The organism is Blautia sp. HA8986 (assembly GCF_056504635.1).
Genome location: NZ_JBWLUQ010000003.1, coordinates 1 through 14,804, shown reverse-complemented (window position 1 = coordinate 14,804; position 14,804 = coordinate 1). Strand labels below are relative to the sequence as shown.

Below are 14,804 nucleotides of genomic sequence, written 5' to 3'. Positions count from 1 at the left end.
TTTTTATTGCTATTTTTGATGCAAAAGCAACAGTTCTTTAGTTTCTCCGCAGTGCCTCGATCGGGCTTAATTTAGCGGCCTTTCTCGCAGGATAGATTCCAAAGAACACTCCCACTGCGCAGGAGAATAACGTTGCTGCCAGAACAGTTCCCACACTGATTCCTGGTGTGATCGTCATTCCCATACTGCCGCTGATCACCGCGCAGATCGCATAACCACCTGCAATACCAAGGACAATGCCGATCAGGCCACCCATAATGGTCAGAATCGCTGCCTCTGCCAGGAACTGCAGCATGATTGAAGAAGTTTTTGCACCAAGAGATTTACGGATACCGATCTCCCTGGTACGCTCTGTCACGGAAACCAGCATAATATTCATAACACCAATACCGCCGACCAGAAGTGAAATTCCCGCAACAAAAGAGATAAACGCAGTCACCATGCCAAGCATCTGATTCATGGATTTCATGATATCCTGAAAGCTCTGCACCTGGAAATAATCGTCTCCTGCGCTCTGATGACGGCGCTCAAGAAGATTCACGATCTTATCCGCAACCAACTGAGAATCCAGCGTCTTATCTGCCTGCACTATGATCTGATAAAATTCTCCGCTGCTTCCTGTGAAATCATCCATTGCTGTATACGGCACATAGATAGTCACAGGCATTCCCTCATAGCTGTAGCTTACAAATGTTCCGTTCTCCTTCTGGGTGGTAACACCGCAGATGCGGAAAGTTTTGGTCAGATCATAGCAGGTGACATCCAGCGTCATTCCCACTACATCATCCGTTCCGAAAAGACGTTTCGCATCTGCATCGGAGATCACGCAGACATTCTTGCCTTCCTCAACCTCTTTTGCTCCGAAATAGCTTCCGTATTTCATTGTTGCATTATCCACAAGCTTGGCATCCTGGGCCTCTCCAGTTACAGACAGGGAAAAATTTCCTTTGCCAGTCACAGTTTCTCCGGAATAGGAATCAGACACATTAACGCCCTCTACTTCCTCCAGCTCCCGGACAGCATCAATGTCCTCCGGCTCTATCCACACTCCGGCTGTAGTGGCCTCGTCACTGCAGTAAACAGCGATCTGTCCGCCGCCGATATCATTGATCTCACTGTTCATCTGATTCTTCGTACCTTCACCGATAGACACAATGGCAATCACCGATGCGATACCGATAATGATACCCAGCATGGTAAGAAAAGATCTTCCCTTATTGGCCATGATATTGTGGATTGCCATTTTGATATATTCATAAATATTACTCATTGGCAGTCTCCTCAGCATCTGCTGTTCCATCACTGCTGTCTGCCAGTGCAGCCTGGGCAGTCATTCCCTCTTCCAGAGAACCAAGATCCTCGATCACCTCGTCACCGGCTTTGATTCCGTCTGTAACCTCAACAGCATCCTCAGAACTGATTCCTGTTGTGATATCCTGTCTTGTGATCACACCATCCTTCAAAACATAGCAGAAAGATCCATCTTTGCCGATATTTACAACGCCAGCCGGAAGTGTTACCACATTTTCTGCCTTCTCCGCATAGATCTTTACCTTGGCATCAACACCCAGGAAAATATCCTCATCCGGTTTATCAATGCTGACAGTTGCTGAGATCAGTGTGGATCCTTTCTCATTTGTTGTTGCAAGATGACTGATCTTGGTTACTTTTCCAGTGTATTTCTTATCACCAATGGTAATGTCTGCAGTCTGGCCTTCTTTTACTTTTGCATAATCATATTTGGATACATTAATATCAACGCTGACCTTATCTGTGCTCTGCAGGGTAAAAAGCTCCATTCCCTGTGTCACAGTCGCACCCTGCTGTACAGCTGTCTTGGAAATAACACCATTGAAATCGGCCTTGATTCCTTTTTTACCCTCTGCAACAAGCTCCTTGGCTGACTTCGCATCCAGCTCGGTCAGGTTGTTGGTAAGACGCAGCTTCTCTTTCTCTTCCTTGGTAAGGCTTGTAGAATCTGCCTCTGCAATGGATTTCTGAGATGCAAGATCGGACTGGAGGTCAGCAAGATCGGAGCTTGCCTGTTCAATGGCATTCTCGATCCCTGACGTATCAACGGAACTGTTTACTGCTGCTGAAGTATCGCCTGCCTGATCTGTAAGATCCTGTCCGGAACCTTCTGTTCCGTCTGTCACAAAATCCTCCTGTCCGGTGCTGGCAAAATCCGCATACTCCGGCATTTGGGGCTGGTTCGCCTTTTTGTCCTCATACGCTTCTTTTGCCTGCTGGCTGTTGATCTCAGCCTGGCTTCTTGCTGCCTCAGCATCATCCAGAGCCTGTGCATTCTCATCAGAAGGATCTGCCTGCCACTGTGCAAAAGCCATCTGATAAGCAGTATCTGTCTGATTATATACGCCCTGTGCCTTGATATAAGCAGTATTCAGCTCTCCAAGCTCTTTCTGGTACGCAGGAAGTGTCTTGGTCTGATATGTATTCAGTGCATCTGCATAAGCTCTCTGACTTTCCGCCTCAGCCTGAGCCTGTGCGTCTGCTTTCGCCTGTGCCTCAGCGGCAGCCTGTGCAGCCTGAGCCTGAGCTGCTGCCTGTGCGTCGGCCGCTGCCTGAGACTGAACAGCTGATAACTGTGATTTCAGTGATGCAAGATAATTCTGCTTGTCTTTTACCTGCTGTTCCAGAGTAGCAACCTTGGATTTCGCATCTTTCTGCTTCTGGTCTGCCTGATTCGATTTATTAATGGAATTCTTATAATCATATTCGCCGGACTTTACATTCAGCTCTGCCTTCTGATTATCCCGCTCCAGATCCTTCAGTTCAAACTCCACAAGCTTCGTTCCTTTGGAAACAGAATCTCCGTCTGCAAAAGACACCTTTTTCACCTGTGCATTTACCGGTGAATAAAAAGTCTTCTGCTCATCACTGACTACAGTACCTGTGGCATCTACGATTTCCTCCACATCTCCTGTCTCAGCTTTTGTGACAGAAACCTGGGGAAGCTGTGCTTCTCCTCCTGTGCCGCCTGTCACTAAATAAACACCGCCTGCCACTACAGCTGCTGCAACAATACCGATCGCGATCTTTTTACCCTTTTTACCCTTTTTCATCTTTCTTTATGCCTCCTCGACAAATTCTTCATTAAGCATATCTGACTCAATCTTTCCATCCATGATACGTACTACCCTTTTAGCCTGGGCTGCAATTCCATTGTCATGAGTGATCAGGATCAGTGTCTCTCCTAATCTGTGCATACCTTTAAGGATCTCCATGATCTCCCTACTTGAGGCAGAATCCAGATTTCCAGTCGGCTCATCTGCCAGGATCACCGGAGGTTTCGCAGCAATGGCCCTTGCGATAGCAACTCTCTGCTGCTGTCCTCCGGACATTTCACTCGGCTTATGGTCCATACGTTTCTCAAGTCCTACCTTTTTCAGGGATTCCACCGCAAGCTTCCTTCTTGTTTTCCGGTCGATCCCGCGGTAGATCAGCGGAAGCTCTACATTCTCAATAGCTGTAAGATTCGCGATCAGGTTAAAACCCTGAAAAATAAAACCAATTTCTTTATTCCTGACTACAGAAAGATCATTATCCTTCATCGTAGATACATCTGTTCCATTCAGATAATATTTCCCGGAAGTGGGCACATCCAAACATCCCAGCATGTTCATAAAGGTGGATTTTCCAGAACCAGACTGTCCGATGATCGCCACAAACTCGCCTTTTCGTATCTCAAGGTTCACATGATCCAGTGCACGTACCTCGTTTTCTCCGGGATTATAGATCTTGCACAGATCCACCACCCGTACCAATGTTTCTTCCATGTCTCCTCCTCTTAGCTGTAAAGCGGATATCTGCCATCCGCTTTCGCTGTTTACATATCAAACGGATATCCGCAATCCGCATTCGTCACGTAGCTCTCACCGAATAACCGCTTCGCAGTTTATTTGATTAAAAATACAGAGCAGTATCTGCAGGGGAACAGGCTGCTCTGTTTTATTACCGGGGAAAAATCCCTCTCATTTATTCATAACGAAAAACATATCTGAATGGATTCAGATCCTGAACAGAAATTTTTTATGCTTCAAGAAGAAATGCCTTGTACGCTTTATATGCCTCGTATACATCTGCCTTGCTTGTAACTTCCCACGGAGAATGCATGCTCAGCACAGCCACACCGCTGTCAATAACTTCCATTCCATAAAGTGCGGCAATGTAAGCAATGGTTCCGCCACCGCCAAAATCAACTTTTCCAAGCTCTGCTGTCTGGAAAGCAACATCGTGATCATCAAAGATCTTGCGTACTCTTGCAACATACTCTGCGTTGGCATCGTTGGAACCGGATTTACCTCTTGCTCCGGTGAACTTATTGAGAACGATACCTCTTCCAAGATACGCTGCATTCTTTTTCTCAAAGGCCTCACTGTACGCCGGATCATAGCCTGCACTTACGTCCGAAGAAAGCATGCTGGAATTGCGAAGTGCTCGTCTCACTGCCAGCTCAGAATAGCAGCCCATTCCATCCAGAAGCTCTGCCACACTGTTCTCAAAAAATCTGGACTGCATACCGGTTGCACCAACGCTTCCGATCTCTTCTTTATCTACCAGCAGGCAGCATCCTGTACGCTTCGGTGTCTCATTCATCTCAAGCATTGCTGCAAGGGAGGTGTAAGCACAAACCCGGTCATCCTGTCCGTAAGCTGCGATCATGCTTCTGTCAAGTCCGCATTCTCTCGCCTTGCCGGCCGGAACGATCTCAAGCTCTGCTGAAAGGAAATCTTCCTCCTCAATACCATATTTCTCATTTAAGATCTTCAGAACATTCTGTTTCACAGCTTCTTTCTTCTTGTCATCCGGAAGATCAGCAAGCGGTCTGCTGCCAATGAGAATATCGAGGCTCTCACCCTCGATCACCTCTGCAGCCTTCTTCTGAAGCTGCTTACCTGCAAGGTGGATCAGAAGATCTGTGATATAAAGAACCGGATCGTCCTCATCCTCGCCAATACTTATGTCAACTACACTTCCGTCTTTCTTTACAACAACGCCATGCATAGCCAGCGGCAATGTTACCCACTGGTATTTCTTCACACCGCCATAGTAATGGGTATCCAGATAAGCCAGATCTGTGTCCTCATAAAGCGGATTCTGCTTAATATCAAGACGCGGGGAGTCAATATGTGCGCAAAGAATGCTCATGCCTTTGGAAAGCTCCTCTGTTCCCACATGAAACAAAGCTACGATCTTCTTCATGCCAACTGCATAAACCTTATCGCCAGCCTGGATCTTGTCTCCTCTGGAGATCTTCGCCTCAAGTGCCTCGTAGCCTGCTGCCTCTGCCTGCTTCACGATCTCTGTAACGCACTCGCGCTCTGTTTTACCTTTATTGAGAAACTCTCTGTAAGCCCTGTTAAGCTTCTCCATCTCATTTTCATCTGCTTCCTTATAGGAAAGCCATGCGTTTCTTCTTTCCATCTGATGGTCCACCTTTCTTCTATAAGATTGCGGATCCTGCCTGCAAAAAAATCTGACAGTTTCCGTTTCTCATCATATTATCTGCAATCTGTCTACTATTATAGGTCAAACAATTTTAAATTTCCACCGCAATTCCCATTCTTTACAAAATCTTTATGATTCGCTATAGTAATTCTTAAGAAATTCAGGAGGAAAAAAACATGCAATCATCCGATCAGCTTCAGACGCTGCTTCATTCTGTTAACCGAAAAAGCTATCCGGCATACAAATCTCTTCGTGGTGCTTACCAGTTTGACAGATATATTTTGTCCATTGACCATGTGCAGGGAGATCCCTTTGCTTCTCCTTCTCATATCAGTGTGAAACTTACTCACCGGGATACCGGATTTCCTGCGGAGTATTACAAAGGTACCCTTACCCGCATCACACTTGGCGATTTTCTTAACCGCCAGTTTGAGCAGCAGATCAGCCGCTACACCTTCCGGGCAAAAGGCTCCGGAAAAAGCGGTCTGATTTCTGTCAGTCACTGTGGTCAGGAAGTCCTCGCACGCACAGCCTGTGAAGTGACCGAAAAAGGCATCACAGCCCGTTTCTTCATCGGATTCCCGGCTAATGGCCGCACCATCAACTCTCCCGAGCTTGAAAAAATCTTCTTTGATTTTCTCCCGGTATGTATCCACAAAGCATTTTTTTACCGGAATCTGGATGCCGGCCGACTGAAACAGGCTATCGAACTTGCTGAAGACCAGGAATATATCCGCAAGGAACTGCACAGACGTTCCCTGGCAGCCTTCATAAATGACGGTGCAATACTTCCCCGAGAGAGCGGTATTTCCTCCCGTCCGATGAAAGATTCCGTTCCTTTTGTTTCCCCGGAGCACTTACGTATTTCTCTTGATCTGCCCCATAAAGGAACCATCACAGGCATGGGGATTCCATGCGGCATTACATTGATCGTAGGCGGCGGATACCACGGCAAATCCACCCTTCTCAATGCTCTGGAGCTTGGTGTTTACAACCATATTTCCGGAGATGGACGGGAATATGTGATCACGGACGATTCTGCCCTGAAGCTGCGCTCAGAGGATGGACGTTTTATTAAAGACGTGGATATCTCACTTTTTATCAACGATCTTCCAAATAAAAAAGACACACGCTGTTTTTCCACAGAGGATGCCAGCGGCAGCACCTCTCAGGCTGCCGGTATTATTGAAGGAATGGAAGCTGGAAGCAAAGTTTTTCTTCTTGATGAAGATACTTCTGCTACAAATTTTATGGTGCGGGATTCTTTCATGCAGCGGGTGATCTGCCGGGAAAAAGAGCCCATCACGCCATTCCTGGAATGTGCCCGGGATCTGTATGAAAAGGCTGGGATCTCCACAGTTCTGGTTGCCGGAAGCTCCGGAGCCTTTTTCCACATTGCAGATACTGTGATCCAGATGGATAACTACCGCCCTGTTGACATCACTACTGCCACACATAAGCTTTGCAGCGAATATCCGCTTTCTGCTGCCGAGCCCCCATCGTTCCATATGCCTGACAGCCATCGTATCATGACAAAAGCCAAAGCCGCACCGTCCCGTCACGGCCGCCCCGGCCAGCCGGAACGCCTGAAAACAAAAGTTCATGGAAAAGACAGCTTCTCTCTTGGAAAAACAGAAGTTGACCTCCGCTATATCGAGCAGCTCACAGACTCCGAGCAGACCGCTTCCCTGGCACTGCTTCTGAAATATGCCATTGAGCACCTCATTGACGGAAAACATACTTTGCCGGAGATCGTTGCTTATCTGGATACACAGCTCCATAAACAAGGCCTGGCGTTCTTCTCCGAAGGAAATTATATTCCCTGCGGTTATGCCATGCCACGTATTCAGGAAATCTATTCCTGCTTTAACCGCTACAGACGCCCTTGATCCAATAATTACTCACTTTTATCCGTAACTCAAAACCACCGTTCTGTCGGCTCTGTCTTGCTAACTGAACGGTGGTTTATCTTCATACATATTTTAGGGAAAGGAAAGAGTTTTTCTTAAGAGCTTCTGTTCTCTTAAGATGTTTATATCATACAGGATAAATGTGAGAGAAATTTGTACAATTTCTAATAAATTTATAAAATTTATTAACGAACTGTAATCATTTCCCAAAATAATCCTTTCATCCGGTACTTCGGACTGTTTTTCACAAAAATCAGTCGTGTCTCTGCTCCTGATTATCGTATGTCTCACAGAATCTGGCGGCAAAAGCCGGGGGCTCCTGGTGTGCATAGAGATGTGAGATATCTCCGAAAGAACTCATACGGAAGGATGCAATGCCTTTACGGCGTTCCTCCGTTGCCAATGTGCTCACAGATGACGGTGCAGCGCAGAAATTCTGCAGCATCACCAATGGTGAAATACTGAGAAGATAGCTGATCAGCACACAGCTTACTCCAAAATGGCAGAAGAAAACCAGCGTATCTTCGTTGGCTTTCTCTGCTCTGTAATAATGTCCTTCACGGACATATCCATGCTCGGCCAGCACTTTATCAAAACTCTGTGTTACCCAGTCATATTCTTCCTTCATATGACCTTCCTGCAAAATATCATTATCCCACCAGCGGTCAAAACTGTAGAAATTCTCCACTTTCGTCCAATCCTGCGGAAGCCAGTCCCAGGGAATGATCTTCTCACCGTTTCTGTCCGGTCTTCTGATCTGAACATCAAACTCTCTCAGCCACTTACACTCTGTCGCTGATCTGCCTGTTTTTTTCAATGTGCAGGAAGCAGTATCCTTCGCTCTTCCAAGCGGTGAGACATAAAAATCCCTGACATCAAGTGCAGCGATCTTCTCGGAGAGAAATTCCGCTTCTTTCCAGCCCTTTTCTGTCAGGGAATCTATTGTATAATCCGGGTCTCCATGTCGTATAAAAAGTAATTTCATCTTTTTTGTGTCCTCCATTTTATAACCTGGATTTCCATTATATTCTTATTTTTTCTGTTGTCAATTCCTGTTGTCTTTTTTTCAGCTGTTCAGGCTTCACTCACAGCTTTTTTCTTCGCTGCATTCTCCTGCTCTCTCAGCTCGTGAACCGCCTTTTTCAGCGCCTCAAAGCTCTCTTCACTGATGATATGCTCGATCCGGCAGGCATCGTGAAGAGCTGTTTTTTCCTGGACTCCCAACATGATCAGCCAGGAAGAGATCAGCTGATGACGTTCGTATACCTTGTCTGCGATCTTATGACCTTCCTCCGTCAGACGGATATCTCCGTTATCTGCAACTGTGATCAGATTCTTCTGACGCAGATTTTTCATGGCAACACTGACGCTCGGCTTCTTAAAACCCATCTCAGCCGCTATATCCACCGCTCTCACAAGCGAGCTCCTGTTTCCCAAAATCAATATGGTTTCCAGATAATCTTCTGATGATTCATTTGATCTCATGCTATTTACACCTCCATCGGTTTGTTTAAACTAACCAAGTTAATCATAGCATACTTTCATTGATTGGGCAATGGTTTTCCGAGAAAAAAAGCCTGACAGCTTTTACTGCCAGGTCTTTATCATTTTTTGCTGATTTCTTCTGCCACAATCTGAATACTCTGATCTGAGCAGCGCTTTAACATTCTGGAAAGCTCCAGAAGTTTTTCCCTGGAATAATTTCCCTTAAGCAGTTCTCTGTAGCCCTGCATCTTCATTCCGGTCAGGATATGTACCAGATCATTATCTGCTTCTTTTCCGCATTTTTTCCGGAAATTCTCCTGAAGAAGCTGTTCCATTTTTGTGCAGGTATCCTCCCAGAAATTTTCGTATCTGGTTCCTTCTGCACCTTCCATGAGAATTCTCGCAATGTCTCTGTTTTCCCAGACAAATTCCATAAAAAGCTGATCGTATTCTTCTGATATCGTCTGCTCTTCGTTTTGGGAATCTGTCAGTTTCCCGGCTATCTGCTCCATTTCTCCGACCGTTTCCTCCACGATCTCCTCAAAAAGAGCTGCTTTGCTTTCAAAAAAGAAATACAAAGCTCCCGTAGTCACATCTGCTTTTTTGCAGATGGCACGAAGAGAGGCTTTCAGAAACCCTTTGTCCCTGAATTCTTCCTTTCCAGCCTCCAGAAGTCTGCTCCGCACAGCACTTTCTGTTTTTTCCATATTGTACGCACTCCATTATTTATTTCCTGCTTACTCCGCCTGCAGGAAAATTCCGCTTATTTCTGACCTATATCTACACTCAAAATTATATTATAGTCATAATAGATTGTTATTAATATATCAATAGGTCATACGGATATTTTATAATAAATCTTGTTAAAATGGAAGAGTTGCTGAGTAAATTCTCTTCACTTATTTGCAGCTTGCCTCGTGACCAGCAACTCTCCTTGTGATGTATACAATTTATGCTAACTGCATAAATCCACACGGTATGTCATCACGCCCTATATCATGGGAGAATCTCCGCGATCCGTGACGATCTCATATCCTACGGATCTTGCACGCCTGGAAAGGCATCCTCTGCACTCCGCAGCTTCTTCACCTGTGCATATCTTGTTATCATAAAGTTCATACTGTTTTCGATTTTTTACAGGGGAAAGGTTCGGCATCACTACATTGGCTCCTGTCTGAAAGCCCTTTTCCCGTCCTCTTGGGTCAAGAGTGCCCAGTGCTGTTGTAGCCGGAAGAAGAACCTTCGGCAGCATGATCCGGATCACGGATAACAGTAAAAGCGTCAGCTCCACATTTCCCGCCTCTTCCTCTGCAAATTTTGTGTCATGATGGGGAATAAAAGGCCCGATCCCTACCATATGCGGATTTAGTTCTTTCAGAAAAACAAGATCCTCTGCCAGATTTTCCATTGTCTGCCCCGGTGCGCCCACCATAAAGCCAGCTCCGATCTGGTAGCCCAGCTCTTTCAGATCATAAAGACACTGCTTCCGGTTGGAAAGACTTAGATTCTCCGGATGAAGATAACGGTAATGATCTTCATTAGCTGTCTCATGTCGTAGAAGATAACGGTCTGCTCCTGCTTCCCGGAATTTCCGGTAGCTCTCTTTCGATTTCTCACCAATAGACAGGGTAATCGCACAATCCGGATAATTCTTTTTTATTGTTTGGATTATGTCAACCATACGTTCATCATTAAACCACGGATCTTCCCCTCCCTGGAGTACAAACGTTCGAAATCCCAGCTCATGTCCATTTTCACAGCACTGAAGGATCTCCTCTTTTGTCAGACGGTAACGTACCGCATTGGTATTGGAACGGCGGATGCCACAATAATAGCAGTCATTTCTGCAGTAATTGGTAAATTCCACCAACCCTCTTGTATATATTTTATTTCCAAAATATTTCTTCTGAATGCGGACAGCTTCCTGTTTAAGAAGATCTATCGTCTTCTGATCCTTATACAGCTTCAGAAGCTCCGGATATTCCTCCTGATCAAGCTGTCCCTGTTTAATAAATTTCTCTGCAATCCCCATAATTTACATACCCTTCTCTTTTATTTACAAAAGCATTTATACAGCATTTCCGGAAATCAATGCATCAAGTTTTGACTATTCTCCTCTGTTATGCTTCTGTTCTCTCACCAGATCTATCTATGAATATATTTTATCATAAATAATCTGACTATTCTATAAAAAAGAATCTTTCGCGAACTCAGTTCTGACATAATAAAACGGATACCATACAATAACTGCACAGCATCCGCTTCCATCATAATATATAACTATCGCACTCCCATAAATTACTATAATTCCTGATTACTTGATCAGATCTTTCACAACCTCACCTGCAATGATCAGTCCTACCACTGACGGAACAAAAGCATTGCTTCCCGGCACCTGGCGGCGCTGAGTACATTTTCTTTCCGTTCCCGGCGGACAGATACAATGTGATTTGCAGCTAATTGCCATATCATCAATTGGTGTCACAGGTTTTTCCTGGGAATAAACGACTTTCAGTTTCCTGATCCCACGTTTCTTCAACTCACGGCGCATAACTTTTGCCAGAGGGCAAACGGATGTCTTATAGATATCTGTCACCATAAAGCCGGTAGGATCCATCTTGTTTCCGGCTCCCATGGAACTGATGATCGGTGTTCCGCTGGCCTTAGCCTGCTCTGCCAGCATCAGCTTGCCTGTTACTGTATCAATGGCGTCTACAACGTAATCATACTGTGAAAAATCAAAGGAATCTGCTGTTTCCGGTACATAAAAAGTCTTATGAATATTTACTACTGCATCCGGATTGATCTCAAGGATACGGTCTCTTGCAACATCTACCTTATATTTACCAACAGTTTTTCTGGTTGCGTAAATCTGACGATTGATATTTGTCAGACATACTTTATCGTCATCGATCAGATCCAGTGTTCCAACACCGCTTCGTACCAGTGCCTCTACTGTATATCCGCCAACGCCGCCAATTCCAAATACAGCAACTCTGGCATTCTTCAGTTTCTCCATTCCTTCTTTTCCAATCAATAATTCTGTTCTTGAAAACTGGTTCAGCATTTTTGCATTTCTCCTTATATTTTGTGCTTGTTCTGTTATATTTACATATCGTTTTCTGCTCTGTTTTTATGACTGCCAGGATTCTATCATTTATATATGTCCTTGTCAATATCCCTACTGATATACTAGGAATATATAGTATAAAAAAAGATTCCCTGTTTGGAATCTTTTTTATACTGCGGGTAGCCGGACTTGAACCGGCACGGAGTTGCCCCCGAGAGATTTTAAGTCTCTTGTGTCTGCCTATTCCACCATACCCGCATATTCAATTAAATTGTTCAAAAATGGGGCCTATAGGGCTCGAACCTATGACCCTCTGCTTGTAAGGCAGATGCTCTCCCAGCTGAGCTAAGACCCCAAATATGAACGACCCAGAAGAGACTCGAACTCTCGACCTCCGCCGTGACAGGGCGGCGCTCTAACCAACTGAGCCACTGGGCCATACAAATATAAAACTTATAAAATGGACCTTCGGGGACTCGAACCCAGGACCGACCGGTTATGAGCCGGTTGCTCTAACCAACTGAGCTAAAGGTCCAAAAAGCCGATGATCGGACTCGAACCGATAACCTGCTGATTACAAATCAGCTGCTCTGCCAATTGAGCCACATCGGCGTATTAACACCCAATGTTGAATCGAGTCAAATGAAAATCCCGTTTAGTTTTAAGTGACTCCAAGGGGATTTGAACCCCTGTTACCGCCGTGAAAGGGCGGTGTCTTAACCGCTTGACCATGGAGCCATATTTTTTATTTGTTTTTCGCTGTTTCGTATTTCCCTCAGCGACGAGTTAAATAATACCATACCTTTTTTATAATTGCAAGCATTTTTTTGAAAAATTTCAATTTTTTTTACAAACCTGCAAAACATGCCAAAACTCCTTATAAAATAAGCTTTTCAGGGGCTCCCTTTCTCTCTCAGAAATGATTCTTCAAAAAATTTTTTTCTGTTTTTTCGAACATTGACATTATTTTTTCCCTGTATATAATTGAAAGTATAGCAGCATTCAAATCCGACAGCCGCTATAATAATATATGAAAGGATGACTACAATGAAAGTTTTATTACTGAACGGCAGCCCACGCAAAGAAGGCTGCACCTATACAGCACTTACAGAAGTTGCAGAAACCTTAAAGAAGAATGGTGTGGAAACTGAGATCTTCCAGGCTGGTGATCCTTCCAGGGAAAATATTGCTGCAGCCGCAGCTATTATGAAAGAATCAGATGCTCTTGTTGTTGGCTCTCCCGTTTACTGGGCTTCCCCATCCGGACAGATCATCGAGTTCATGGATAAATTCGCTTCCATGGCCGGAAAGGATATGATCCATAAACCAGCCGCTGCTGTTGCTTCTGCAAGACGTGCAGGTACAACTGCCACCCTTGACGTACTGATCAAATACTTCACCTACCATCAGATGCCGGTTGTATCTGGTAACTACTGGACCATGGTACATGGCAATACACCGGATGATGTTCGCAAGGACGAAGAGGGCCTGCAGATCATGCGCACACTTGGAAATAATATGGCATGGCTTCTGAAATGTATTGAAGCAGGTAAAAACGCAGGAATCGATGCTCCTGAAACAGAGAAGAAAATCATGACTAATTTCATCCGATAAATAAGACGAACATTCTTTTAAATTATTTCCATATATAAGATATAGCCAGCAAGGAAAAGTGCTTCCTCTGCTGGCTATATTTATACCGTATTCACTATTCGAACGTATAAAATTTTATTACAGATCTTCTCCCAACGCTTTCATAACCTCATCCCTCAATGGAATCGATGCGGCAGCTCCCGGCCTTGATACAGCGATGGAAGAGGCTTTTGCGGCCATTCTGAGTCCCTCTGCCTGCTTCATTCCATCCAGGATAGATGCAATAAAATATCCGGTAAAAGTATCTCCTGCAGCTGTGGTGTCCACTGCTTTAACCTTGAAAATATTCTGTCTGCAGATACCCGTTTCATCCTGATACATGGAACCATCTCCTCCTAATGTCAGAACTACCGATGCTTTCGGATACATCTCTTTAAATTTCTCCAGGATCTTATCTGGTTCCTTCTCTCCTGTGATTTGTCCACCTTCGATCTCATTTACCAGAAACATACCAACTTTATTCAAATCACATTTTTTCAGATTATCATTATATGGAGATGGATTAAGAAAGATCTTCATCTCTTTCTGACTGGCTCGCTCAATAATGTAATCCAGTTCATTGATCTCATTCTGCAGAAGCAAAATATCTCCTTTTTCAAAATATTCTAATACCTCATCTGCAAATTCTCTTGTAATGCTTCTGTTAGCTCCGCCATAGAGAAGAATGCAGTTCTGTCCATTTTTGTCTACCTGAATCACAGTATGTCCGCATGGACCGGAAATTTGACGTATAAATTTTGTATTTACATTATTCTCCCTGCAGGCTTCCAAAAGGATCTCTCCTCCTTCACCGATCATTCCTGCATGATAAACCGTAACTCGCGCCTTTGCAAGTGCAATGGACTGATTTAATCCTTTTCCTCCACAAAAAATCTTCCTGTCTGTAGATGCCTGTGTTTCCCCCGGAATTAAAATACTGTTAACCTGATATACATAATCCACATTTAATGACCCAAAATTCAATACCTTCATAAAAACCCTCCATCTGTATTGTCTTATGTACTCTATATTTTATTATATACAAAAAAATCCTGCAAACATAAAGTTTACAGGAAATAAAAAAAAGCTCCCCCTGTTGGACTCGAACCAACGACACTGCGGTTAACAGCCGCATGCTCTACCGACTGAGCTAAGGAGGAATATTTAATTTAAGGCTTGTACCTTAAAAACTACATACATGTTTGTTGATGGTCAATCAAACTCTTCGAATCAATTCT

At 44.4% G+C, this 14,804-nt stretch carries 12 protein-coding genes and 7 tRNA genes; 2 read left to right on the top strand and 17 right to left on the bottom strand.

The genetic code is table 11. The annotated features are described in order from the left end of the window. Positions 1-37 precede the first annotated feature (37 nt). The 4 genes from AC04Q4_RS14875 to AC04Q4_RS14860 form a co-directional block, all read right to left on the bottom strand. Positions 38-1,270 carry an ABC transporter permease gene (locus AC04Q4_RS14875; protein WP_195456057.1) on the bottom strand — a complete coding sequence of 411 codons (1,233 nt, stop codon included), beginning with the start codon at positions 1,268-1,270 and terminating at the stop codon, positions 38-40. Further along, complete coding sequence (locus AC04Q4_RS14870; protein ID WP_476389220.1) at positions 1,263-3,083, bottom strand: efflux RND transporter periplasmic adaptor subunit; 1,821 nt, start codon at positions 3,081-3,083, stop codon at positions 1,263-1,265. Before AC04Q4_RS14870 ends, AC04Q4_RS14875 begins: the two co-directional genes overlap by 8 nt. Positions 3,084-3,089: 6 nt before the next feature. Next, the gene (locus AC04Q4_RS14865) at positions 3,090-3,797 is read right to left on the bottom strand and encodes an ABC transporter ATP-binding protein (protein WP_173739085.1); all 708 of its coding nucleotides are present in this window, start codon (positions 3,795-3,797) and stop codon (positions 3,090-3,092) included. Between the two features lie 253 nt (positions 3,798-4,050). Next, the gene (locus AC04Q4_RS14860) at positions 4,051-5,445 is read right to left on the bottom strand and encodes an aminopeptidase (RefSeq protein ID WP_119239194.1); all 1,395 of its coding nucleotides are present in this window, start codon (positions 5,443-5,445) and stop codon (positions 4,051-4,053) included. A gap of 200 nt (positions 5,446-5,645) precedes the next feature. Between AC04Q4_RS14860 and AC04Q4_RS14855 the strand changes: the two genes are divergently transcribed. Then, positions 5,646-7,358 (top strand): P-loop domain-containing protein, encoded by a 1,713-nt coding sequence (locus AC04Q4_RS14855; RefSeq protein ID WP_476389219.1) that lies wholly within the window; start codon positions 5,646-5,648, stop codon positions 7,356-7,358. A 274-nt stretch (positions 7,359-7,632) separates the two neighbouring features. On the opposite strand, the gene AC04Q4_RS14850 is transcribed toward AC04Q4_RS14855, so the two are convergent. The 11 genes from AC04Q4_RS14850 to AC04Q4_RS14800 all read right to left on the bottom strand — a co-directional run bounded on the left by AC04Q4_RS14850 (position 7,633) and on the right by AC04Q4_RS14800 (position 12,672). Continuing rightward, positions 7,633-8,364: a histidine phosphatase family protein gene (locus tag AC04Q4_RS14850; RefSeq protein WP_173739083.1), complete on the bottom strand. Its 732-nt coding sequence runs from the start codon at positions 8,362-8,364 to the stop codon at positions 7,633-7,635. Positions 8,365-8,453: 89 nt separating this feature from the next. Next, a complete protein-coding gene (locus tag AC04Q4_RS14845) occupies positions 8,454-8,864 on the bottom strand; it encodes a metal-dependent transcriptional regulator (protein ID WP_173739082.1) in 411 nt (136 codons plus the stop codon). 119 nt (positions 8,865-8,983) lie between these two features. Beyond that, entirely contained in the window at positions 8,984-9,571 is a 588-nt protein-coding gene (locus AC04Q4_RS14840; protein WP_173739081.1) for a TetR/AcrR family transcriptional regulator, read from the bottom strand. Positions 9,572-9,855: 284 nt separating this feature from the next. After that, complete coding sequence (hydE, locus tag AC04Q4_RS14835; protein WP_173739080.1) at positions 9,856-10,896, bottom strand: [FeFe] hydrogenase H-cluster radical SAM maturase HydE; 1,041 nt, start codon at positions 10,894-10,896, stop codon at positions 9,856-9,858. A gap of 282 nt (positions 10,897-11,178) precedes the next feature. Further along, complete coding sequence (locus AC04Q4_RS14830) at positions 11,179-11,931, bottom strand: tRNA threonylcarbamoyladenosine dehydratase (protein WP_173739079.1); 753 nt, start codon at positions 11,929-11,931, stop codon at positions 11,179-11,181. A 177-nt stretch (positions 11,932-12,108) separates the two neighbouring features. Beyond that, positions 12,109-12,192, bottom strand: a tRNA-Leu gene (locus tag AC04Q4_RS14825). Positions 12,193-12,216: 24 nt separating this feature from the next. Continuing rightward, positions 12,217-12,289 (bottom strand) — tRNA-Val (locus tag AC04Q4_RS14820). A gap of 9 nt (positions 12,290-12,298) precedes the next feature. After that, a tRNA-Asp gene (locus AC04Q4_RS14815) sits at positions 12,299-12,372 on the bottom strand. 23 nt (positions 12,373-12,395) lie between these two features. Then, positions 12,396-12,469 (bottom strand) — tRNA-Ile (locus AC04Q4_RS14810). Between the two features lie 4 nt (positions 12,470-12,473). Then, a tRNA-Thr gene (locus AC04Q4_RS14805) sits at positions 12,474-12,546 on the bottom strand. Between the two features lie 54 nt (positions 12,547-12,600). After that, positions 12,601-12,672, bottom strand: a tRNA-Glu gene (locus AC04Q4_RS14800). Positions 12,673-12,981: 309 nt separating this feature from the next. Between AC04Q4_RS14800 and AC04Q4_RS14795 the strand changes: the two genes are divergently transcribed. Next, positions 12,982-13,548 (top strand): flavodoxin family protein, encoded by a 567-nt coding sequence (locus AC04Q4_RS14795; protein WP_173739078.1) that lies wholly within the window; start codon positions 12,982-12,984, stop codon positions 13,546-13,548. Positions 13,549-13,665: 117 nt separating this feature from the next. Here the strand turns inward: AC04Q4_RS14795 and AC04Q4_RS14790 are convergent, their stop codons facing one another. Together AC04Q4_RS14790 and AC04Q4_RS14785 are read right to left on the bottom strand one after the other, a co-directional pair. Further along, positions 13,666-14,559 (bottom strand): ribokinase, encoded by an 894-nt coding sequence (locus AC04Q4_RS14790; RefSeq protein ID WP_173739077.1) that lies wholly within the window; start codon positions 14,557-14,559, stop codon positions 13,666-13,668. Between the two features lie 94 nt (positions 14,560-14,653). Beyond that, positions 14,654-14,726, bottom strand: a tRNA-Asn gene (locus tag AC04Q4_RS14785). Positions 14,727-14,804: the final 78 nt, after the last annotated feature.

Coding starts and splice junctions, on each gene's coding strand:
- AC04Q4_RS14875 (WP_195456057.1), bottom strand. CDS start 1,270: ATGAGTAATATTTATGAATATATCAAAATGGCAATCCACAATATCATG.
- AC04Q4_RS14870 (WP_476389220.1), bottom strand. CDS start 3,083: ATGAAAAAGGGTAAAAAGGGTAAAAAGATCGCGATCGGTATTGTTGCA.
- AC04Q4_RS14865 (WP_173739085.1), bottom strand. CDS start 3,797: ATGGAAGAAACATTGGTACGGGTGGTGGATCTGTGCAAGATCTATAAT.
- AC04Q4_RS14860 (WP_119239194.1), bottom strand. CDS start 5,445: ATGGAAAGAAGAAACGCATGGCTTTCCTATAAGGAAGCAGATGAAAAT.
- AC04Q4_RS14855 (WP_476389219.1), top strand. CDS start 5,646: ATGCAATCATCCGATCAGCTTCAGACGCTGCTTCATTCTGTTAACCGA.
- AC04Q4_RS14850 (WP_173739083.1), bottom strand. CDS start 8,364: ATGAAATTACTTTTTATACGACATGGAGACCCGGATTATACAATAGAT.
- AC04Q4_RS14845 (WP_173739082.1), bottom strand. CDS start 8,864: ATGAGATCAAATGAATCATCAGAAGATTATCTGGAAACCATATTGATT.
- AC04Q4_RS14840 (WP_173739081.1), bottom strand. CDS start 9,571: ATGGAAAAAACAGAAAGTGCTGTGCGGAGCAGACTTCTGGAGGCTGGA.
- hydE (WP_173739080.1), bottom strand. CDS start 10,896: ATGGGGATTGCAGAGAAATTTATTAAACAGGGACAGCTTGATCAGGAG.
- AC04Q4_RS14830 (WP_173739079.1), bottom strand. CDS start 11,931: ATGCTGAACCAGTTTTCAAGAACAGAATTATTGATTGGAAAAGAAGGA.
- AC04Q4_RS14795 (WP_173739078.1), top strand. CDS start 12,982: ATGAAAGTTTTATTACTGAACGGCAGCCCACGCAAAGAAGGCTGCACC.
- AC04Q4_RS14790 (WP_173739077.1), bottom strand. CDS start 14,559: ATGAAGGTATTGAATTTTGGGTCATTAAATGTGGATTATGTATATCAG.